We start from the raw sequence: 20,428 nt of genomic DNA, 5'->3' as shown, positions 1-20,428 counted from the left end.
TAAAACAAGGGGTAAGGATGAAACTCGGCAAAGCAATCGGCTTGTCGGCGATGCTCACTGCGTTGACTTTGGGCACGCTCGCGCTCGGCGGATGCAGCAGCGCGCCACCGCTTTTTTCCGCCGACGGACGTCCCACGCAACAGATTCAATGCCCCGCTTACGGCGGCTGGCGCAATTGCACCGATAACGCCAAGGCGCTCTGCCCGAGCGGCTACGACGTGATCGATCAATCGACCGGCGACAGCCAGAATTCCATGCTGATCGCGTGCAAGGCGGGCGCGAGCCAATAAAGCCCGAGGACAAGCAATGACCCAAGCCGGCTTCGATGCCGCGCGTCTGGCCGAGACGCGCACTTCCATGCAAGGTTTCGTCGATGCAGGCAAGGTCGCCGGCGTCGTCATGCTCACGTGGCGCAACGGCGAAATCGCTCAGGCCGATGCCATCGGCTATCGCGACACCGAGGCGCGCACGCCGATGACGCGCGACACGCTGTTTCGCATTGCATCGATGACCAAGCCGGTCACCAGCGTCGCCGCGCTGATGCTGATCGAAGAAGGGCGGATCGCGCTGGAATCGCCGGTGGAAAAGTGGCTGCCGGAGCTGGCGAATCCGAACGTGCTGATCGATCCGGAAGCGCCGCTGTCGCAGACCGAACCGGCGCGCGCACCGATCACGCTGCTCGATCTGCTGACGCATCGCGCGGGTTTCGCGTATCACTTCACAGCATCGGGCGAGTTGGCCCACGCTTACGAAAGCGTGTTCAACGGTTTCGACGCGCAGGTTGATCCGTCGCGCTGGCTCGATCATGTGGCGGAATTGCCGCTGGTTTGTCATCCCGGCGATCACTGGCATTACGGCATTTCCACCGATGTGCTCGGCGCGCTGATCCAGCGTGTCTCGGGCATGCCGCTCGGCGAGTTTTTCCGCACGCGCATTTTCGAGCCGCTCGGCATGGTGGATACCGCGTTCTTCGTGACGCCCGAACAAGCGCAACGCTTATCGACTTCGTATGCAGTCGCGCCCGACGGCACGCAATTCGTCGAAGATCACCCGTCGTCCAGCCGATGGCTCGATGCCTCGCGCTTTCAAAGCGGTGGCGGCGGACTCGTCTCGACCGCCGACGATTACCTCAGCTTCGCGCGCATGCTGCTCGCACGCGGACGTCTGCCCGATGGTCCGCGCCTGCTGTCGCACAAATGGGTCGATCTGATGCGCTCGGACTTTCTCACGCCCGCGCAACGGCAGATTCCCGCGTTCGGTTATCCGGTGTGGCGCGCACAGGGCTTTGGTCTTGGTGTATCGATTATCGATAAACCGGCGTTCCAGTTGCCCGCGGGGTATCGCTCGATGGGTTCGTTCGCATGGCCGGGCGCGCTCGGCACCAGTTGGTTTGCCGATCCGGTGGAAAACATGATCGGCATCATGCTGATTCAGCGGCGCGCGGAAGAGCCGTTTCCGCTCGCCAAGGAATACGAACGGCTGATCTACGCGGCCATCGACGATTGAATGATTGATGGCGATCGATCAGCGATGCTGCGTTTCGCGCAGCATCGTCACGTCATAACCGAGCGCGCGCGTGCGCTCCATCAGCATGCGCCGCATCTCCGCCGACGGTTTCCGGTCGCGCGTCAGAATCCATAGATAACGCCCGGTCGGTTCACCGACGATCGACCAGCTGTAGTCGTCGGCGTGATCGAGAATCCAGTAATCGCCGACATAGAACGGTCCGAAGAACGACACCTTCAGCTTCGCGTTGTTCGATCCCGGCACGATCTTCGCGCGCCCTTCCGACGAGCGATACGGCCCGCTCAGCCCGCCCTGATGGCATCCGTTGATGACCGAAACGAGTCCGTCCTCGCGGCGCGCGTAGTTGGCGGTGACGGCTTCGCAGCCGCGTTCGAAGCGGTTTTCGTAGCGGGCGAACTCGTGCCAATGGCCGAGGTATCGGTCGAGATCGACGGCCTTCATGGGCTCGGGCACGTTCTCGTTGCCGCTCTTGCGCGCGCCGTTCGACGAAAACGCCATACATGCGCCGAGTCCACCGATCGCGATAAGTGCCAGCGCGCCATAAGCCAGGGTTCGTCCGATTTTCATGTGGCCTTGAAAGTCATGTTTCTGGTTTGAAGGACGTTGGTGCAGCAAACTTCGTTCCGTCGTTTCGTGGTCCCGAAAACGCTCACCTTAAGCGCGTTGAGGTGAGGTTTTTCACCTTCTGCCTGTGTGTGCGCCCTTCACCGTGGGGAACCGTAAATAGCTGATTTATTGCGAGTTTCTCATTCAGCGAGGGCAAGAAGTGAGTTGCGATGCACACATTCACGCACCGCTCGCGACGCTCCCGAATAGCCTCACCTTATCCGATCACGCCTGTCCACGCAGCGACCAAAGTGCCCGCAGACACAAATTCATCATATCAATCCGATACACAGCCCTCCTGCATAAAAATCATTTGCGAACAAAGAGTTGAAGTCCAAAACAAATAAACGACTTGAAGCGCGCCGCAAAGCCTTGCTGCGTGGGAATCCGCAAAAGTGAGCCTGCTTGATGCGCGATACCTCACCCATCACCGTCTCCCGAATCACCTCACCTTTTTGACAACGGGTATTCTCACGCCTTCTCCGTAAAAACCCTGATCCACTCCATGCCCGCCGCGTTTTCAGCCTTGCCCGAATTGCTCACGCCGCTGTTCACCATCATCCTGCCGATCTTCGGGCTGATCTTCGCGGGCTATGCCTGCCGCCGCTTTAACAAGCTCGGGCCGACCGCCGCGTCGGAGTTGAACAAGTTTGTGGTGTATCTGGCGCTGCCCGCGCTGCTGTTCGACATCATGTCGAAGACGCCGTGGAGCGAACTCGATCAACCCGCGTTTATTGCGGCGTTCGGCATCGGTTCGGCAGCGGTGTTTCTGCTGACGCTGGTCGTGCGATTGATGCAGTCGCGCCATCTCGCAGATGCGAGCATCGACGGGTTGAATGCGGCGTATCCGAATACTGGTTTCGTCGGTTTGCCGCTGTGTTTGCTGGCGTTCGGCAAGGAAAGTCTCGCGCCCGCCGTGATCGCGACGATCATCACCGTGTGCGTGTTGTTCGCGTGCGCGATCGTGCTGATCGAACTCGGGCTTCAGACGGAGAAGAATTTCGGCGCGACGTTCAGGCGCGTGGGGTGGTCGCTGATGAAGAATCCGCTGCTGATCGCGCCGATCGCGGGGGCGCTGTTCAGCGGGGCGGGCGCGCATGTGCCAGCTGGCGCGGAAGCCTTGCTGAAGCTGCTCGGCGGCGCGGCGAGTCCGTGCGCGCTGGTGGCGCTCGGCTTATTCCTCGGCGCGAAAGGCGAAGCGCAGAGCGCGAAGACGACGAGCGCGCTGGTATCGCTCAAGCTGTTCGCGCAGCCTGTTTTGACGTGGTTTCTGGCCGTTCATCTGTTCGGCTTGCCGCCGCTCTGGTCGAAGACCGCCGTGATTCTGAGCGCGCTGCCGACCGGCGCCGGCCCGTTTATGCTCGCGGAGTTTTATCGACGGGAAGGCGGCGTGACGTCGAACGCGATTCTGTTTTCCACGGTCGTGTCGCTGATCACGGTGACGCTGTGTCTGACCGTCATGCTCTGAAAACATAAAAAAGCCCGGCGCAGGGACGCCGGGCGAAAACCACCTTCATATCGATGGTGGAGGAGGGATCGTTCCCGTTCCTTGAAATCGTCGAACGTGCGATTCAGCGTGTCACGCTGCCCGCATTCGCGTTGGCGCGTTCCTGCGCATGGCGTTCCTGATACGGACGCAATTGCGGATAGCTCAGCGAATTCACCGCATCCAGATCGCCCGCACGGCGCGCGCTGGCGAGTTCCGCTTTCACTTCCGTACGCGATTTCGCGCCGTATGCCGATTGTGCGAAGGCCGGCGCGGTGGCCAAAAGCGCGGACAATACGAGGCCGCTGATCAGTGCGTTTTTCATGGTGATACTCCTTGCTTCTCTGAGTTGGCGTGCGTCGGACGACGCTTGAGAGGCAGTCTAGGAGCATTCCTATTGGACAAAAATACCGATTGAGCCAACACATTGTTGTCCGAACTGGTTGAATGCTGGCCCGTTTCTAAACGGCTTGGTGGAAGCCTTCGCGTAAGCTTTTGTTTCGTTGAAGAATCAAAAACGATCGCGGCGAAGGCAGCCAAAAAGTTATCCACAGAAAGTGTGGATAACGTTGGGGATATTTAGCGTCAAACCGCTACGGGGCGCGGAACGGACTGGTCTGCTGTCTCAATCACCTGAACAATACTCGGACACGCACAATGCGCGCCCAATGCACCCGCATGACGCACTTTTGGCGTTGCGCCTATCATGGAGCGCTTATCAACCTGAACGGGGAGAAATGTGATGGCCTACAAAGTCGCGGTGGTGGTCGGCAGCATTCGGCAGGGTTCGTTCAACAAGCAACTGGCGCGCGCGGTTGAATCGCTGATGCCGTCGGAGTTCGAATTCGAGCATCTGGACATCGCCAGTCTGCCGCTCTACAGCCAGGATTACGATGCCGACTATCCGCAGGTCGCGCTCGATTTCAAGCAGAAGATCACCGAGGCGAACGCGCTGCTGTTCGTCACGCCCGAATACAACCGCTCGATTCCCGGCGTGCTGAAGAATGCGATCGACTGGGGTTCGCGTCCGTGGGGACATAGTGCGTGGGGCGGCAAGCCAGGCGCGATTATCGGTACGTCCGTCGGGGCGCTGGGCACGGCCATCGCGCAATCGCATTTGCGCGGCGTGTGCGCTTATCTGGATATCGCGCTGCTCGGTCAGCCGGAAATGTTCATCAAGCACGATGAAAACCGGATCGATGCGAACGGCAATATCGTCAATGACGACACGCGCAAGTTCTTGCAGGGTTTCGTCGATAAATACGTGGCCTGGGTGAAGCACTACGCGGTGTAAGTGCACATGCAAAAAGGCCCGCTGGTTGACAGCGGGCCTTATCGCTTTATTTACACGTGATGATGTCCCGTCACGCGTTCCCAGCCGTGACGAATCGCGGCCTTGAAGCGCTCCCACGTATCGCCGCCATCCGGATGACGGCTTTCCCAGTCGCGGCGCGTTTCGTATTCCATCTGATCGTCCCACGCGCGGCTGCGATAGCGGTCGTCGTTGCCGAGCGTCGCGCCGAAGCGATACGCGCCCTGATAGTCCTCGTACGGCTCGCCGGTGGCGGCGTAGCGGGCGTCGTAATCGGCGCGGAAGTCTTCTTCATACTCCATGTACTCGTTGGGCACGGTTTGCGGACCCGACGCTCCGATTGATTGCGACTGCATGCCTGGCGTCTGACTTTGCATGCCCGATGCCGCCTGATACGGCCTTGCGGCTTCGTCGAGCGGACCGAGCGGGTCGTTCACCGGACGCCAGTCGGCGGCGTTGTCGGTGCGCACGCCCGGCAACGGATCGTTCGATGCCGGACGCAGCGGGTCGCGGCCTGCGAGCGCATCGCGTTCGGAGACGGAATCGCCGACAAGCGGATCGGCGGCGCGCGATGCAGAACCCGTGCGCGGCATCAGCATGTCATCGGCCGGGTCGCTCGGATAATCGCGCGACGACAGCGCGGCGGGATCGCGACGCGTCATCGGATCGCCCAGGGGATCAGCGAGCGGGTCCAGCAGCGGTTCAGCGGGATCGCCGACATCGGCATGCGGATAAGCACGCGCGCGCGGCTCGTCCACCGGATCGCGTCCCGGCACGGCGCTGCCGCGTCCCAGGCCGAGTTCATCGAGCACGGAATGATCACGCTCTTCCGTGACATCGCCGCCGTGTTCAAGTGCAGTCCAGCTTGCCGCGCGTTCATCGATATCGATCGCGCCCTGATCCGAGAGCGTCGCGCGCGCAATGTCGGCTTGCTCGACGCTCGGTGTATCGACGGCAACGAGGACGGCTCCGCGCCGCACGGCTTCCGAGTAATGCGCGACTTCCGCAGGCTGCTCGCGCCCGCCGAACAACATGCTGAAAAAGCGCTCGATATTCGCCAGCACGCCCGGCTCGCGATGCGTTTCTTCATCGGGCATGGCGGACAGTTCAGCGGCATCGTCGCGCTTCGGATTGGCTTGCAGCTCGATATCGGCGCGCGGAAAACCCGCGCTGATCAATGCCGAGCGAGCGCCCTCGGCCTGCGCATACGTGTCGAATACTCCGATAACGGTGTGTCGCATTGTCGCCTCCTGCGGATGGGCCATATGTGGATTCGGCTCTGACTTGTTCAGCCGAACATAAAGGGCATCACGCAACGAGCGTGCCGGGGCTATCCGCGATTGAACGGCCGTGCGGCGCGCGATCGCGGGCCACATCGTTTTTACAAACGAAAGGGTTATTGCACCGCAACGAGAAATGCGCAGGATATCGAAGTTTCAGCGACCGACGGAGCGCGCCGCCGTCTTCGCGTTTTCATCGGCGCGTTCACGCACGCCGCGCAGCAAGGAATCGAGCAGCGCGATATCGAAGGGTTTGGACAGCACGCGCGCATCCACTTCGCGCGCGCGGTCGAGTTCTTCCGCGTAGCCGGTGACGAGAATCACCGGAATGCGCGGTTCGAAACGCTCCAGCAATTCCGCCAGATCGATACCGTTCAACTGGCCCGGCATATGGATATCGGACAGCACGACATCGAAGGGGAAATCGGCGGGCGAGGTGGCGCGGTCGCGGGCGGCTTCGAGCGAGTTCACGGCGGTGTCGGCGTTGAAGACCCAGGTGACGTGGTGGCCCATCATCGATAAATGCGCTTCGGTGCCCGCGGCGACTTCCTCGTTGTCTTCCACGAGCAGCACGCGCAGACCGGTGCTTTCCTTGACCGCATCGGCGGGCGTATCCGCTGCAACCGTAGCCGATGCGCCTTGCGCCGCCGCACGCGGTAAATACAGCCGCACCGCCGTGCCCGCGCCGATCGCGCTATCGATGGTCGCCAGTCCGCCCGCGCGCTCGCAGAACGCGAACACCTGCGGCAGACCGAGACCCGTGCCCATGCCCTTCGCCTTGGTGGTGAAGAGCGGTTCGAACGCGCGCCCGAGCACTTCCGGACTCATGCCGACGCCCGTATCTTCGAGCGACAACTGCACGAAATCGCCGGTGATTGGAAAGCCGTCTTCGTGACGGAAGCACACGTTGTCTGCGCGCACGGTGAAAGTGCCGCCGTTCGGCATCGCGTCGCGCGCGTTCACGGCGACGTTGATGAGCGCGAGTTCCAGTTCGGCGGGATCGACGCGCACCGGCCAGATTTCCGCCGCCACCGCCACATTCAGCGCCACCTTCGCCCCAAGCGATGCCTTCAGCAGTTCGCGTCCCGCCGGCACCCATTTGCCGACCGCGATCGTCTCGTTACGCAACGGCTGTTTGCGCGCGACGCCGAGCAGTTGCCGCGTCAGCGATTGCCCGGCCTTGAGCGCGCGTTCCATCGCCGTGAGTTCGCGTTCCAGACCGGGCGCGCCGCGTCGCCGCGCAATCTGCACATTGGTCGATACGATCATCAGCAGATTATTGAAGTCATGCGCAACGCTGCCGACCAGATTGCCGAGCGCCTCCATCTTGCGCGCCTGCCGATACGCCGATTCGATCGAGCGCCGCATCGACGCTTCGGCCTGCCAGCGCTCCCACGCTTCCTCTTCGGTTCTGAGCCGCCGCAGCGACTGGCCGATCACCGCCCACAAGACCACGCACGGCGCGAAGATCGACAAGGCCAGCACGCTCAGATGACGCCACCATTCCGACCACAACGTGGCGATCGGATAACCGCTCGATACATACACCGGATAGTTGCCCACGCGCCGGTACGCGACGATCTTCACCTGCTGATCCAGCCCCGACAACATTTCGACGACACCGCTCCTCACGCCCGCGCGATACGCCTCGCGCAACGGCGATTCCGGTGCCAGCGACATGCGATCCGCCGGCCGCGCCGGATACCACGCGAGCACTTCGCCGTCCTGTCGCGTCAGCCCAAGCGACACAGTTGGGCTGTCGCCCAGCAACTCGCGATAGAACGCATTGAAATACGCAGGCCGCAGCGCAATGGAAACGATGCCGTCGAACTTGCCGTTCGGCGTACGTCGCACCGCTGCGGTATTGAATACCGGCTCGCCCGCCACGCGCCCGATCATCACGCGCGACACCTGTTCGATCGCGCGTTCGCTGCGCAGCCCGCCAAAGTCCTCGCGCGTCGCGACGGAAACATCGGGCGTGGGAAACGTGCGGCTCGTGACCAGCAGCTTGCCGTCCGGCCCAAACACGGACGCCGCCGACACCTGCGAATAACTGCCGCTCATCGCCTTCAGGCGGCGATGAATGGTTTCGCCATCGCGGCGGATCGCGTTCGCGTCCAGCCCATCGAGCAAATCGACGATGCGTTCGTTCAGCGTGACGTTGAGATCGAAGACCTTGAGCGCGTGCTCTTCGGCGACCCGCGCATTGCGCGCAACCGATTCGGTGGCGGCGGCCACGCGCGCGTGATAGTCGGTGTACGCCGTGATCGCGACGTAGAGGCAAGGCAGGACCACCGCCGCGATCAGCAACGCGTACAGCGTCATACGCTGCGCGGTGAAGTTGCGTTCGGGCACCACCGGAAACGGCGGTTCCTCCTGCCAGTGTTCACCGGCAGTGTCGGCGTCGGACTCCTCTCGGTGCGGCGTCATTTTGGGAGATAAATAGAAATCTTTACGCGATCGTGTGTCCGGTCTGACGCGCGGAAGCCCGTCTGTTCGCGGTGGTCAGGGCATAACCGCCAAAAGCATGCAGAAAATATGCCGATCCGGCGACGGTCACGCACGCTCGACAGAACAACCGTTCGCAGTTAGCGAGAGAATCGGCAGCGCAAACGATCGCAAAAGCAAGGCAAAGTATCGCACGGTAGGTTTAGAGTGGTTTTTACCTGATTTGTATGACCTTTGCGCGCAAATATTTTGAGTGCGGCAGCGAACTGAGTTGCTTTGACATCTTATTGATACGACAATGCAACCGTCTGATTTAAGCGGGATTTTGTATGGGCGAAAGCCTCGGCGCATCGCCTCGATCGCTTCCGAAATCCACGCATAACGAACGCCGAACACGCATTAAGCGCATCAAGAAGTTGTCGGCCATGCCGTAAACGAACTCTAGAGAGCGGTCCTGCGTCCTCAACCGGAAGTCCGAACCGAACGATCCACGAACCATAAAAGCGCCGACCATGCCGTTGCCGATTGTCATTGCCGATGATTCCCTGCTTGCGCGCAAGGTCCTGACGCGCGCACTGCCCGAAGACTGGGACGTGGAGATTTCCTACGCGACGAACGGACGGGAAGCGCTCGAGTTGTATCGCGCGGGCCGCGCATCCGTGATGTTTCTCGACCTCACGATGCCCGACATGACCGGTTATCAGGTGCTGGACGCCTTGCAGCACGAAGACCTGAATACCTTCGTGATCGTCGTATCGGCCGATGTGCAGCCGATGGCGCAGGAACGCGTGCGTGCGCTCGGTGCAATCGCGTTTCTGGCGAAACCGGTGACGCCCGAGGCGCTGCGTCCAGTTCTGAAGGAGTACGGACTCCATGGTTGATCAAGCTCATTCCGCGCTGAACGAAGATCAGCGCGATGCCCTGCAGGAAGTCGCCAATATGGCGATGGGCCAGGCCGCCACGCGCCTGTCCAAACTGCTCGGCACGTTTATCGAATTGTCGGTGCCGCGCGTGCGCGTGGTCGGCGTGGCGGACGCCTCTGCCGCGCTCACCGAAATGACCGGCATCACCGACACCGTCACTGCCGTGCGTCAGGGCTTTCGCTCGGACATCAAGGGCGAGGCGATCGTGCTGTGCAAGAGCGGCAGCGTCGATCAGTTGTGCGCGCTGGTCAACGACCCGTACACCAAGTCGAGCTACGAGACCACCACGCGCGCCGAACTGATTTTCGACGTCGCCACCGTGCTGATGGGCGCGTGCGTTTCGTGCATTTTCGACAACCTCGGCCGCGCGCCGATCTTCTCGCCGCCCGGCATGCTCGGCGACGACATGGCGCTCGACGACGTATTCCAGCCCGGCATGCTGGCGTGGAAAACCGCGTTGCTGCTGGAAGTCAATTTCGCGCTGGAAGACCACAGTTTCCGCGCGCACCTCGTCATGCTGATGGCCGAAGACGCCATCGCGCATCTGAACGAGGCGCTCGACGCGCTGCTGTCGAGCCTCTGACGCATGGAAGAACTCCGGCACGTATTGAGTGAACTGGTTATCGAGCGCGTGGGCTTTGGCGTCTTCGTGCTCGACCGCGATCTCAACGTGTCGATGTGGAATCGCTTTATGGCGGACCACAGCGGCAAGCCCGCCGAACAGGTGACGGGCAAGTCCATCTTCGCGAGCTTTCCGGAACTGCCGCGCGTGTGGTTCACGCGCAAGGTCGAAAGCGTGTTCCAGCTGGGCAGTTTCGCGTTCAGTTCGTGGGAACAGCGCCCGTATCTCTTCAAATTCGATCACGACCGGCCGATTACCGGCGGCGTCGATTTCATGCAGCAGGACGTCACCTTCATGCCGCTCACGCACGAGCGCGAGGTGCGCGCCGTCTGCGTGACCATTTCCGATGTGACCCACGCCAGCATGATGCAGCGCGCCCGCGACGAAGCCGTCTCGAAGCTGCAGGAATATGCCGATCGCGACGGGCTGACGGGCATCGCCAACCGGCGATACTTCGATCTGCGCCTGTCCGACGAGTTTTCGCGCTGGCAGCGCTACGGCGGCGATCTGTCGATGCTGCTGTTCGACCTCGACCACTTCAAGCGCATCAACGATAAATTCGGCCACCTGGTCGGCGATACCGTGCTGCGCGTGATGGCCGAACGCGTCGCCAAAGCGATTCGCGTGCAAGACGTCTTCGGCCGATTCGGCGGCGAGGAATTCGCGCTGCTACTGCCGTGCACGCCCTTCGACGACGCGATGAAAGTCGCCGAGAAAGTGCGCCTGGCGATCTGCGAGACGCCCATCGACGTGCAGGGCGCGCGCGTGCCGGTGACGGCAAGCGTCGGCGCGGCGTGCGCGCGGCGCAATATCACGACGTCCACTGAGGCGTTGCTCAACGAGGCGGATGCGGCGTTGTATACCGCCAAGCGAGAAGGCCGGAATCGGGCGATCGGCTTTGCATAATCGGCTCGCACAAACCTAGGGCAAATCCTAGCCAATCATTGGTATACTGACCGCCTCCCGGCACTCGCTTGCCGGCACGCGCCGGCATTCTCCGTCGATCAACCCACCTAGCGCCAGGGCAGTTCCGCGCGCTTCGGTTCATCGACTTCGCTCGGCGCCCGTTCTAATTCCGCCCTTGGGGGCGCCACTGCGGAGTCCGTCTTGGCCGTTTCCAATATCATCGCCGACGAAGCCACCGCCGACGCCGCGAAAGCCTCGTCCGGCAGCTCGTTCTATCTTGCGATGCGCATCCTCCCGGCCGCGCAGCGCGACGCGATGTACCAGATCTACGCGTTCTGCCGCGCCGTTGACGATATCGCCGATGAAGGCGCGCTGCCGCGCCGCGAACGCGCCGTCGCGCTCGACCGCTGGCGTGCCGATATCGACGATTGCTACGCGGGCAAGCCGAAGCAATCGCTCGAACCGCTCACGCGCCATATTCAGGCTTTCCACCTTTCGCGCGACGACTTCCACGCCGTGATCGACGGCATGGCCATGGACGCCGCCGGTGATATCGTCGCGCCCGACGAAGCCACGCTCGATTTGTACTGTGACCGTGTGGCGAGCGCGGTCGGGCGGCTATCGGTGAGAATATTCGGGATGCAGGAAGACGCGGGACGGCGTCTCGCGCACCATCTCGGCCGCGCGCTGCAACTGACCAATATCCTGCGCGATATCGACGAAGACGCCGCCATCGGCCGCGTGTATCTGCCGCGCGAATTGCTGGCGCGCGAAGGCATTCCGGCCACCGATCCCGCCACCATCGTCGGCGATGCGCGTCTGCCGCGCGTGTGCGCCGTGCTCGCGGAACGCGCGAAGGGCCACTACGCGCAATCGGACGCCATCATGGCGAACTCGCCGCGTGCGGAAGTCCGCGCGCCGCGCATCATGTCGTCGGCGTATCGGGCGGTGCTCGACGCCAATCTCAAACGCGGATTCGACCTGCCACGCGAACGCGTGCGCACGCCGCGCGCACGCCTGCTGTGGATCGTGGCGCGCAACCTTATCTAATGCCACGGCGGGTGATCGTGGTGGGCGCGGGCCTCGCGGGGCTCGCCGCAGCGGTACAGGCTCAACGGCGCGGCGCGCGCGTGGTGCTCCAAGAAGCCGCGTCGCACGCGGGCGGCCGCTGCCGTTCGTACTTCGACGACAAGCTCGGCGTAACGGTCGATAACGGCAACCATCTGCTGTTTTCCGGCAATCACGCGGCGATCGCTTATTTGCGTGCGATCGGCGCGGCGGACACGCTGATCGGCCCGCCCGAACCCGATTTTCCCTTTTTCGATGCCGCGAGCGGCGCGGCGTGGACCATCCGCATGTCGGCGGGGCGCTTCCCGCGCTGGATTTTCGATGCCGACGCCCGCGTGCCCGACACGCAACCCGCCGACTATTTCCCGATCCTGCCGCTGTTCTTCGGAAAGCCGGGCCGCACAGTCGATGGCCGTGGCAAAGGGCGCGTCTGGGACCTGCTCGCGCGCCCGATGTTGCGCGCCATGCTCAACACCGAACCCGTCGATGCCAGCGCCACCATGGTCGCCAACGTCGTGCGCGAAACGCTCGCGATGGGCGGTCAGGCGTGCCGTCCGCTGATCGCGCGGCACGGTCTGTCGAACGCGTTCGTCGGACCGGCGCTGCGGCATTTGCAGTACGGCGGCGCGGAGATTCGGCTGGGCTCGCGCATCGTCGGAATGGTCATTTCGGGCACGGATTCGCACGAACGTGTAAGCTCGCTCGCTTTCGAGCATGCGGCAGGCTCACATGACGTGCAGCTCGCTCCGGACGATGCCGTGATCCTCGCGGTGCCGCCCGATACGGCGCGCGAACTGGTGCCCGGGCTCGCTGCGCCGGATGCGTATCGCGCAATCGCTACCGTACACTTCGCGATCGACTTGCCGGACGATACAACCGCGATGATGTGCATAGTCAACGGCACATCGGACTGGCTGTTCACGGCAAAAGGCCGCGTCTCCGTCACGATGATGGACGCGGGCCGCCTGCTCGCCACGCCGCGCGAGGCGCTGGCGCACACGGTCTGGCAGGAAGCGGCGAAGGCGCTGCGCGTGCCCGCCGTGCCGGTGCCGCCGTGGCAAGTCGTCATGGAACAACGCGCGACGTTCGCCGCCGTGCCTTCGCAAGAGGGCTTGCGCGCGGCGACGAAAACGCGCTGGAACAATCTCACGCTCGCGGGCGACTGGACGGCAACCGGTCTGCCCGCGACGATCGAAGGCGCGATCCGCTCCGGCCAGAAGGCCGCGGATGCGCTGATGAACCCATCGATGGAAGGCAGATGAACGATCTATCCTTGTCGGCCGTGGAAACGCCGGCGCAGCACGCCACGCTCGACCGGGCGGTATCGAAGGCCACCGACGCCTTGCTCGCGGCCCAGCATCCCGACGGTTACTGGCTGTACGAACTCGAAGCCGATGCAACCATTCCGGCTGAATATGTGCTGCTCGTCCACTATTTAGGCGAACAAGCCGATGCAAAACTCGAAGCGAAGATCGGCCGCTATCTGCGCCGCATCCAGCGCGAGGACGGCGGCTGGCCGCTGTTTCACGACGGCGCGATGGACGTCTCCGCGACCGTCAAGGCGTATTTCGCGCTGAAAATGATCGGCGATTCGCCCGAGGCCGAGCATATGCAGCGCGCCCGCCGCGCGATTCTGGCTGCGGGCGGCGCGGAAAAGGTCAACGTGTTCACGCGCATTCTGTTGGCGCTGTTCGGCGTGGTGTCATGGCGCGCCGTGCCGATGATGCCCGTCGAAATCATGCGTCTGCCGATGTGGTTCCCGTTCCATCTGTCGAAGGTGTCGTACTGGGCGCGCACGGTGATCGTGCCGATGCTGGTGCTGAACGCCAAACGCCCGCTGGCGCGCAATCCGCGCGGCGTGCGTATCGACGAAGTGTTTACGGACCCGCCCGTCAACACGGGCATGCCGTCGCGTTCCGGGCATCAGAGCCGCGGCTGGTTCACGTTTTTCCGCGTGGTCGATTCGATCCTGCGCACCGTCGATGGCCTGCTGCCCGCCGCGGGCCGCGAGCGCGCCATCGACGAAGCGGTGCGTTTCGTCGATGAACGGCTGAACGGCGAAGATGGCCTCGGCGCGATTTTCCCGGCGATGGCCAACTCCGTGATGATGTACGACGTGCTCGGCTATCCGCCCGAGCATCCGAATCGCGCGATTGCGCGCAAGTCGCTGGACAAGCTGCTGATCATCGACGAAGCGGACGATGGCGAGGCGTATTGTCAGCCGTGCCTGTCGCCGGTGTGGGATACATCGCTGGCGGCGCATGCGTTGCTCGAAACCGGCATGCCGAAGGCGCGCGCGGCGGTCGGGCGCGGTCTCGAATGGCTGCGTCCTTTGCAGATTCTCGATGTGCGCGGCGATTGGGTATCGCGCCGACCGAACGTGCGGCCGGGCGGCTGGGCGTTCCAGTTCGCCAACCCGCACTATCCCGATGTCGATGACACGGCAGTCGTCGCCATGGCGATGGAACGCGCCGATCGAGAAAACGGCACCGCGATGTTCGGCGAAGCGATTGCGCGCGGGCGCGAGTGGATCGTCGGCATGCAGAGCAGCGACGGCGGCTGGGGCGCGTTCGAGCCGGAAAACACGCAGTTCTATCTGAACAACATTCCGTTTTCGGACCACGGCGCATTGCTCGATCCGCCAACCGTCGATGTCTCCGCCCGCTGTCTCTCGATGCTCGCGCAACTCGGCGAAACGCCCGCGAACAGCGAGCCGGCACGCCGCGCGCTCGATTTCATCGTCAAGGATCAGCTGCGCGATGGCAGTTGGTATGGCCGTTGGGGCATGAATTACGTCTACGGCACGTGGTCGGCGCTGTGCGCGCTGAACGCGGCGGGCATTGCATCGACGGATACGCGGATGAAGCGCGGCGCGGACTGGCTCGTCAGCATTCAGAACGCGGACGGCGGATGGGGCGAAGCGGGCGAAAGCTACAAGCTCGATTACCACGGGTATGAACAAGCGCCGAGCACGGCATCGCAGACGGCATGGGCGTTGCTCGGGCTGATGGCGGCGGGACGAATCGATGATCCTTCGGTCAAGCGGGGTATCGACTATCTGGTGAACACGCAAAAGGCGCACGGTTTGTGGGACGAGGCGCATTTCACCGCGACCGGTTTTCCGCGCGTGTTTTATCTGCGATACCACGGTTATCGCAAGTTTTTCCCGCTGTGGGCGCTGGCGCGGTATCGGAATATGACGCGCGAAGGTGAGACGCGCGTGACGGCGGGCATGTGAACGCGCCGGTCATTGCCGTGACGGGCATGGCGTTCGAGGCGAAAATCGCGCGCGGACGTGGTGTCGAAGCGGTGTTCGCGGCGCGCTCGGACTGGCTCGAACGCGCTTTATCCGATGCGCTCGCGCGCGGGTGTTCGGGCATCGTGAGCTTCGGCACGGCGGGCGGTTTGGCGGCCGATCTCGCGCCGGGCGCGCTGATCGTCGCCGATGAGATTTGCGGGCCGTTCGGTCCGCTGAAGACCGATGCGGCGTGGTCGGCGCGCATCGTCGAATCTTTTGCGGGGACGCCGCTTGCGGGCAACACGCATCGCGGCACGATGGCCGGCGTCGCCGCGCCGGTGACGAGCGAAGCGGACAAGCGCTCTCTGCATTCATCGACGGGTGCGCTGGCGGTGGATATGGAATCGCATATCGCCGGGGCGATCGCCACGGCGCGCGGCCTGCCGTTCGCCGTGTGCCGCGCGGTCGTCGATCCGGCGTGGCGCACCTTGCCGCCCGCCGCCACCGCCGGTCTGCGCGATGACGGCACGACCGCCATTGCCCCGATTCTGCGCGAACTTATGCGCCAGCCGTCGCAACTCGGCGCGCTTGTGCGCCTCGCCGCCGATGCCCGCGCCGCGCGTACGACGCTCGTGCAGGCGCGGCACGCGCTGGAAAAATCGGGTGCGCTGATTCTTCGCTGATCGACCTTGCTTTATGCGGGTTAACCCCTATCTCGGTATAATAAGGGAAAACCCTAATCGAACGCGCCGATTGTCAGGCGCGCGATGGGCGGAAGTGAGGACCAGCAAAATGAATTTTCATACCCGGAAGTGGGTCAAGCCGGAAGACTTGAACCCGAATGGCACCTTGTTCGGCGGCAGCTTGCTGCGCTGGATCGACGAGGAAGCCGCGATCTACGCCATTTCGCAACTGGACAACCAGCGCGTCGTGACCAAGTTCATGTCGGAGATCAACTTCGTCAGTTCGGCGCGACAGGGCGACATCATCGAACTCGGCATTACGGCGACGCATTTCGGCCGCACGTCGATTACGCTGCGCGCGGAAGTGCGCAACAAGATCACGCGCAAAAGCATTCTGACGGTCGAGAAGATGGTGTTCGTCAATCTCGATGCGCAAGGCGAACCCGCGCCGCACGGGCGCACGCAGATTCGTTACGCGGACGAATTGTTCGAGGCGTATTCGCGCGATCGCGGCGTGGTGGAAGCGCCGAAGGTCTCGGGTGAGGATTGGGTTGAGGAAGTGGCTCACTCGGAGTGAGGACTTAAGCAAAACGGGCGCCTTCGGCGCCCGTTTTGCTTCACACCCATCGGCAAATCACTTCGCCGCCGGGTCCTGATACTGCGGCAAGCCCTGCGATTTGCTCGAACTATCCGGCGTGCCCGCAGGCGCTTTCTGGTCCGAGCCACCGCCCGCGCCCGCAGGCGCGCCCGGATCGACGTAATTCGGCAGGCCGAGATCCTTGCTGCTGCCACCCGTTTCCCCCGGCTTGCTCGGAGCCGCGGGAGCGCTCGCGCCGTCCGGTGCCGATGCGCCTTCATCGCCATAATCCGGCAACGTCGATGCACCGCCGCCCGTCAGCAGGAACTGGCGACGCTGCGAATACGCATCACGCACGAACGCGTACTTATCCAGCGCCGCTTGCGACAGCAAATCCGTCGCGCCGATCAGGTCGGCCCGCGCGCTGACGAAGTTCAGGCCGTAGAGCGGCCAGCGGATGTAGTTGTCCGAATAGCTGATCGGATTCACGCGCCAATCGACCAGCCACGTGGTCGAATCGCGGAAAGAGCTGGGTCCGAGCAGCGGAAGCACCAGATACGGACCGGACGGCACGCCGTAGTGCCCGAGCGTCAGACCGAAATCCTGATGATGCTTTGGCAGACCCGCAGGCGAAGCGATATCGATCAAACCGCCCAGACCGAACACCGAATTCATCGCGATCCGCATCAAATCTTCGGTCGCGTCGGTGATCTTCAGTTGCAGCAGGTTGTTCGCGAAGTTGCTGAAATCGCCAATATTCGAGAAGAAATTGCTGACCGCCGTGCGGAACGGGCTCGGCGTGTAGTCCACGTAGAACTGCGCGACCGGCTTGGCGACGTAGGTATCGAGCGTGTCGTTGAACTTGAAGATGGTGCGGTTCATCGGCTCGAGCGGGTCTTTCGGATTGCGATCCGGGCCGGTGGCGCAGCCTGTCGTCACGAGCGCGCCGGCGAGCGCGACACACATTCCCCATTTGCGGGCGGCGAAAGCCGTCTTCATTCTTCGATTCCTCTAAGGTTGTCATGTCGCCGCGCCGCGCGCAGCTTCGCCCGATCCGCCGCGCGTACCCGGCGCGGTTTGCCCATCAAAACAGGTTGAAACACCACCGCGCCGATCAGCGTGCAGAACAGCGACAGCGCCAGCAGCCGGCCCATGCTCGACGTGCCGGGGTGATGCGAGAACCACAAGCTGCCGAACGCCGTCGCCGTGGTCGCGGCGCTGAACATCACCGCGTGCGTGAGGCTCGATTGCAGCAGACGCGTCTGACCGGAGCGCCACGCCATCACGAAGTAAATCTTGAAGGCCACGCCGACGCCCAGCATCAGCGGCAGCGCGATGATATTGGCGAAGTTCAGCGGCATGCGGAACAGCACGCACAACTCCAGCGTGACGATCGCGGAGACGAGCAACGGTACCAAAGTTCTCAAAACATCGCCGAAACGACGTAAGGCAATCCACAGCAAGATGGTGATGGCGATCAGCGAATAGATCGCGGCCTGCTGGAACGCCTTGATGATGACTTCAGCCGAATGGCGTACGGAAATCGGCCCGCCGATGGCGTCCGGCGCGGCTTGCTGCACTGCATCGGCGAAATGGGCGAGGAGGGTGTCGTCGCCGGGATCGACGCCGGGCGGCACCTTCGGCGAAATGCTGACGAGCGCTTGTCCCTTCGCGTTGAGCAGATCATCGGCGATGGCGGGCGGCAGCGTTTCTGGCGTGATTTCGGTCGGCGTGAGCAGTGCGCGCAATTGCGCCAGCGCGATACGCAGCGGATCGGCCATCGCGTGTTCGGCGCGGTCGCGCGTGGCGGCATCGGCGGCGGCGAGTTTGGTGAGCGTCTGCGACAGATGCTTCGCTTCGTTCGCGCCGTCGCCGGGGTGATCGTCGGCGGCCAAAGACAGCGAACTTGCCACGCGCTTCAAAGTAGCAACGCGCACCGCATCCGTTACCGGCGATGCCGTTTGCTGATCGAGCGCAGGCAAAAGCTGATCGGCGGCAGCTTTGATCAGCGCGAGTTTCTGCGGCTGATCGTCGGGAATCAGCGAGGACAGCGTGGTCGCGCTGCCGACCTGCGGCAAGGTGCGCAACTTCGCCGCGACGCGATTCGCATCGGCCAACGTCGGCGCGAGCACGGCCACGTTGTTGACTGCCGCTTCTGGCGAATCTTTCAGCGCGGTGAGCGTTGCCATCGACTCGGTATGCGGGTCTTTGAGATGCAGCGGATTGAAGTCGAAGCGCAGATGCGTGAGCGCGGGCAGCGCGCCGATCACGATCACCAGCGTGCCGATCAGCACCGGCTTGCGATGCCGGTCGAGGAATTCATCGACGGGAGCGAGCACGGGAAAACCGGGGGAAGACGCTTCGCCCGGCGGCGCGAACACTTTGATGAGCGCGGGCAGCAAGGTCATGTTGGTCACGTACGCGACGAACATGCCGACGCCCGCAATCAATCCCAGTTCCGATACCCCGCGATACGCCGTCGGCAAAAACGAGAAAAAGCTCGCGGCAGTCGCAGCGGCGGCAAGCGTCAGCGGTACCGCGACATGCCGCGCCGTCTCTGCCAGCGATACATCCAGCCGCTTGTGCTTATGCCGTTCCTCGCGATACTTCACGCCGAACTGAATGCCGAAGTCCACGCCCAAACCGACGAACAGGACCATGAACGCGACCGAGATCATATTGAGCGCGTGGACCATCATCAGGCCGAGCGCGGCGGTGATCGCCAGTCCCACGAACAAGGTGATGAACACCGCGACGATCATGCGCTTGGAGCGCAGCGCGACCCACAAAATCATCAGCACGACGAGGAATGTCAGCACGCCGTTGAGCACCGCGCCGTCCTGCACGGAGGCGAATTCTTCGTCGGCGAGCGGCTGCGCGCCAGTCAGACGCACCGACGCGCCATACTTTTTGTCCAGCCCGAGTTCCGCGAACTTCGCGCGGATGGCATCGGATGAACCGGCTGCGGCTTTCAGCGCGTTGAAGTTGAGTTCGGGAATGACGGTGACGAACGCGCGGCCCGGCGCATTGTCCTTCGATGAATCCGCGATATCGCGCCATGAGAACGCCGCCGGCTGATTCGCCAGCACGCGATCCAGCACGTCCGCGCTATGACCCAGCAAATGCGCCATCTTGCCGAGCGTGATCTGGCCAGTCAGCAGCGGCACGTTGAGCGTGGTGTTGAGCGTCTGCGCGAGGCCGGTGAGCGTCGGATCGTGGGCGAGCGTGTTGATGAGCGGGCGCGCCTGCACGAGCTGTTTGGTCGTTTCATCGACCTTGGCCGTGGAGAGATAAAGCAAGCCGTTGTGCTCGAAAAACGCGCCGCCTTCCGGTTGCGATACCGCCTTGAATTGCTCCGGTTCCTTCGCCAGCGCCGTGGCAAGTTCGGTCGCGGCCGCGCTCGCAAACTCGGGCGCGGGCGCTTCGACCACGATCAGCAGCGTCGCGCCGCGATTCGGAAAGGCATCGTCGATGGCTTTGCCGCGCGCGGCCCATTCCGGCTCGTTCTCGATCAACTGACTCACGTCCGTGCTGATCTTGAAGTGATGAACGACATAAATCGTGCTCAGCACGCCGAGCAGAAGCGAAATAGCGATAATCCACGCCGGCCGGCGGATGGCCAAGGTGACGAAGCGTGTAATGTTGGACGTCAGCATGAAGACGCTACCTGGTAAGCCTGTTATTTTTGGCGCAATGCAGCGCGGATTGCGTGATGCCGAGCGTGATGCAAACTACGGAAGCGCAAGTATACC

Annotated in this window: 18 protein-coding genes; 12 read left to right on the top strand and 6 right to left on the bottom strand. The window is 62.9% G+C overall.

The window, feature by feature from the left end; genetic code table 11:
• Positions 1-50 precede the first annotated feature (50 nt).
• Positions 51-290 carry a hypothetical protein gene (locus P7F28_RS25325; protein WP_370467403.1) on the top strand — a complete coding sequence of 80 codons (240 nt, stop codon included), beginning with the start codon at positions 51-53 and terminating at the stop codon, positions 288-290.
• 16 nt (positions 291-306) lie between these two features.
• The gene (locus P7F28_RS25320; protein WP_277187520.1) at positions 307-1,506 is read left to right on the top strand and encodes a serine hydrolase; all 1,200 of its coding nucleotides are present in this window, start codon (positions 307-309) and stop codon (positions 1,504-1,506) included.
• 18 nt (positions 1,507-1,524) lie between these two features.
• Here the strand turns inward: P7F28_RS25320 and P7F28_RS25315 are convergent, their stop codons facing one another.
• On the bottom strand, positions 1,525-2,094 hold the full coding sequence (locus P7F28_RS25315; RefSeq protein WP_277187519.1) for a lipocalin family protein: 570 nt from the start codon (positions 2,092-2,094) through the stop codon (positions 1,525-1,527).
• Positions 2,095-2,638: 544 nt separating this feature from the next.
• Here P7F28_RS25315 and P7F28_RS25310 point away from each other — a divergent pair.
• Positions 2,639-3,601: an AEC family transporter gene (locus tag P7F28_RS25310; protein ID WP_277187518.1), complete on the top strand. Its 963-nt coding sequence runs from the start codon at positions 2,639-2,641 to the stop codon at positions 3,599-3,601.
• Between the two features lie 103 nt (positions 3,602-3,704).
• On the opposite strand, the gene P7F28_RS25305 is transcribed toward P7F28_RS25310, so the two are convergent.
• Positions 3,705-3,944 (bottom strand): DUF4148 domain-containing protein, encoded by a 240-nt coding sequence (locus P7F28_RS25305; protein ID WP_277187517.1) that lies wholly within the window; start codon positions 3,942-3,944, stop codon positions 3,705-3,707.
• A gap of 417 nt (positions 3,945-4,361) precedes the next feature.
• Here P7F28_RS25305 and P7F28_RS25300 point away from each other — a divergent pair, with 417 nt between their 5' ends.
• Positions 4,362-4,913: an NADPH-dependent FMN reductase gene (locus tag P7F28_RS25300; protein WP_277187516.1), complete on the top strand. Its 552-nt coding sequence runs from the start codon at positions 4,362-4,364 to the stop codon at positions 4,911-4,913.
• A 50-nt stretch (positions 4,914-4,963) separates the two neighbouring features.
• Here the strand turns inward: P7F28_RS25300 and P7F28_RS25295 are convergent, their stop codons facing one another.
• Positions 4,964-6,172 (bottom strand): hypothetical protein, encoded by a 1,209-nt coding sequence (locus P7F28_RS25295; RefSeq protein WP_277187515.1) that lies wholly within the window; start codon positions 6,170-6,172, stop codon positions 4,964-4,966.
• Positions 6,173-6,367: 195 nt separating this feature from the next.
• On the bottom strand, positions 6,368-8,641 hold the full coding sequence (locus P7F28_RS25290; protein WP_277187514.1) for a hybrid sensor histidine kinase/response regulator: 2,274 nt from the start codon (positions 8,639-8,641) through the stop codon (positions 6,368-6,370).
• 530 nt (positions 8,642-9,171) lie between these two features.
• On the opposite strand from P7F28_RS25290, the gene P7F28_RS25285 reads away from it, so the two are divergent.
• From P7F28_RS25285 to P7F28_RS25250, 8 genes are all read left to right on the top strand, one after another.
• On the top strand, positions 9,172-9,540 hold the full coding sequence (locus P7F28_RS25285; protein WP_277187513.1) for a response regulator: 369 nt from the start codon (positions 9,172-9,174) through the stop codon (positions 9,538-9,540).
• Entirely contained in the window at positions 9,533-10,165 is a 633-nt protein-coding gene (locus P7F28_RS25280) for a chemotaxis protein CheC (protein ID WP_277187512.1), read from the top strand. Before P7F28_RS25285 ends, P7F28_RS25280 begins: the two co-directional genes overlap by 8 nt.
• Positions 10,166-10,168: 3 nt before the next feature.
• A complete protein-coding gene (locus P7F28_RS25275; protein ID WP_277187511.1) occupies positions 10,169-11,110 on the top strand; it encodes a diguanylate cyclase in 942 nt (313 codons plus the stop codon).
• Between the two features lie 201 nt (positions 11,111-11,311).
• Positions 11,312-12,160 (top strand): presqualene diphosphate synthase HpnD, encoded by an 849-nt coding sequence (gene hpnD, locus P7F28_RS25270; protein WP_277187510.1) that lies wholly within the window; start codon positions 11,312-11,314, stop codon positions 12,158-12,160.
• On the top strand, positions 12,160-13,440 hold the full coding sequence (hpnE, locus tag P7F28_RS25265; RefSeq protein WP_277187509.1) for a hydroxysqualene dehydroxylase HpnE: 1,281 nt from the start codon (positions 12,160-12,162) through the stop codon (positions 13,438-13,440). Before hpnD ends, hpnE begins: the two co-directional genes overlap by 1 nt.
• On the top strand, positions 13,437-15,416 hold the full coding sequence (gene shc, locus P7F28_RS25260) for a squalene--hopene cyclase (protein ID WP_277187508.1): 1,980 nt from the start codon (positions 13,437-13,439) through the stop codon (positions 15,414-15,416). The genes hpnE and shc overlap by 4 nt, the downstream gene beginning before the upstream one ends.
• A gap of 26 nt (positions 15,417-15,442) precedes the next feature.
• Complete coding sequence (locus P7F28_RS25255) at positions 15,443-16,099, top strand: phosphorylase (protein ID WP_277187528.1); 657 nt, start codon at positions 15,443-15,445, stop codon at positions 16,097-16,099.
• 109 nt (positions 16,100-16,208) lie between these two features.
• Entirely contained in the window at positions 16,209-16,676 is a 468-nt protein-coding gene (locus P7F28_RS25250; RefSeq protein ID WP_277187507.1) for a hotdog domain-containing protein, read from the top strand.
• A gap of 57 nt (positions 16,677-16,733) precedes the next feature.
• On the opposite strand, the gene P7F28_RS25245 is transcribed toward P7F28_RS25250, so the two are convergent.
• Entirely contained in the window at positions 16,734-17,675 is a 942-nt protein-coding gene (locus P7F28_RS25245; RefSeq protein ID WP_277187506.1) for a VacJ family lipoprotein, read from the bottom strand.
• The gene (locus tag P7F28_RS25240) at positions 17,672-20,332 is read right to left on the bottom strand and encodes an MMPL family transporter (protein WP_277187505.1); all 2,661 of its coding nucleotides are present in this window, start codon (positions 20,330-20,332) and stop codon (positions 17,672-17,674) included. The genes P7F28_RS25245 and P7F28_RS25240 overlap by 4 nt, the downstream gene beginning before the upstream one ends.
• Positions 20,333-20,428: the final 96 nt, after the last annotated feature.

This window comes from Caballeronia sp. BR00000012568055, assembly GCF_029439455.1.
Taxonomy (GTDB): Bacteria; Pseudomonadota; Gammaproteobacteria; order Burkholderiales; family Burkholderiaceae; genus Caballeronia.
The sequence above is the reverse complement of the archived record's forward strand: the minus strand, read 5'-3'. Positions and strand labels throughout refer to the sequence as shown.

What these genes read in the sequence shown, in the direction of transcription:
- P7F28_RS25240 (WP_277187505.1), bottom strand. Translation starts at nt 20,332, where the DNA reads ATGCTGACGTCCAACATTACACGCTTCGTCACCTTGGCCATCCGCCGG.
- P7F28_RS25255 (WP_277187528.1), top strand. Translation starts at nt 15,443, where the DNA reads ATGGCGTTCGAGGCGAAAATCGCGCGCGGACGTGGTGTCGAAGCGGTG.
- P7F28_RS25305 (WP_277187517.1), bottom strand. Translation starts at nt 3,944, where the DNA reads ATGAAAAACGCACTGATCAGCGGCCTCGTATTGTCCGCGCTTTTGGCC.
- P7F28_RS25300 (WP_277187516.1), top strand. Translation starts at nt 4,362, where the DNA reads ATGGCCTACAAAGTCGCGGTGGTGGTCGGCAGCATTCGGCAGGGTTCG.
- P7F28_RS25290 (WP_277187514.1), bottom strand. Translation starts at nt 8,641, where the DNA reads ATGACGCCGCACCGAGAGGAGTCCGACGCCGACACTGCCGGTGAACAC.
- P7F28_RS25285 (WP_277187513.1), top strand. Translation starts at nt 9,172, where the DNA reads ATGCCGTTGCCGATTGTCATTGCCGATGATTCCCTGCTTGCGCGCAAG.
- P7F28_RS25280 (WP_277187512.1), top strand. Translation starts at nt 9,533, where the DNA reads ATGGTTGATCAAGCTCATTCCGCGCTGAACGAAGATCAGCGCGATGCC.
- P7F28_RS25295 (WP_277187515.1), bottom strand. Translation starts at nt 6,172, where the DNA reads ATGCGACACACCGTTATCGGAGTATTCGACACGTATGCGCAGGCCGAG.
- P7F28_RS25275 (WP_277187511.1), top strand. Translation starts at nt 10,169, where the DNA reads ATGGAAGAACTCCGGCACGTATTGAGTGAACTGGTTATCGAGCGCGTG.
- P7F28_RS25315 (WP_277187519.1), bottom strand. Translation starts at nt 2,094, where the DNA reads ATGAAAATCGGACGAACCCTGGCTTATGGCGCGCTGGCACTTATCGCG.
- P7F28_RS25245 (WP_277187506.1), bottom strand. Translation starts at nt 17,675, where the DNA reads ATGAAGACGGCTTTCGCCGCCCGCAAATGGGGAATGTGTGTCGCGCTC.
- P7F28_RS25320 (WP_277187520.1), top strand. Translation starts at nt 307, where the DNA reads ATGACCCAAGCCGGCTTCGATGCCGCGCGTCTGGCCGAGACGCGCACT.
- P7F28_RS25325 (WP_370467403.1), top strand. Translation starts at nt 51, where the DNA reads ATGCTCACTGCGTTGACTTTGGGCACGCTCGCGCTCGGCGGATGCAGC.
- hpnE (WP_277187509.1), top strand. Translation starts at nt 12,160, where the DNA reads ATGCCACGGCGGGTGATCGTGGTGGGCGCGGGCCTCGCGGGGCTCGCC.
- P7F28_RS25310 (WP_277187518.1), top strand. Translation starts at nt 2,639, where the DNA reads ATGCCCGCCGCGTTTTCAGCCTTGCCCGAATTGCTCACGCCGCTGTTC.
- shc (WP_277187508.1), top strand. Translation starts at nt 13,437, where the DNA reads ATGAACGATCTATCCTTGTCGGCCGTGGAAACGCCGGCGCAGCACGCC.
- P7F28_RS25250 (WP_277187507.1), top strand. Translation starts at nt 16,209, where the DNA reads ATGAATTTTCATACCCGGAAGTGGGTCAAGCCGGAAGACTTGAACCCG.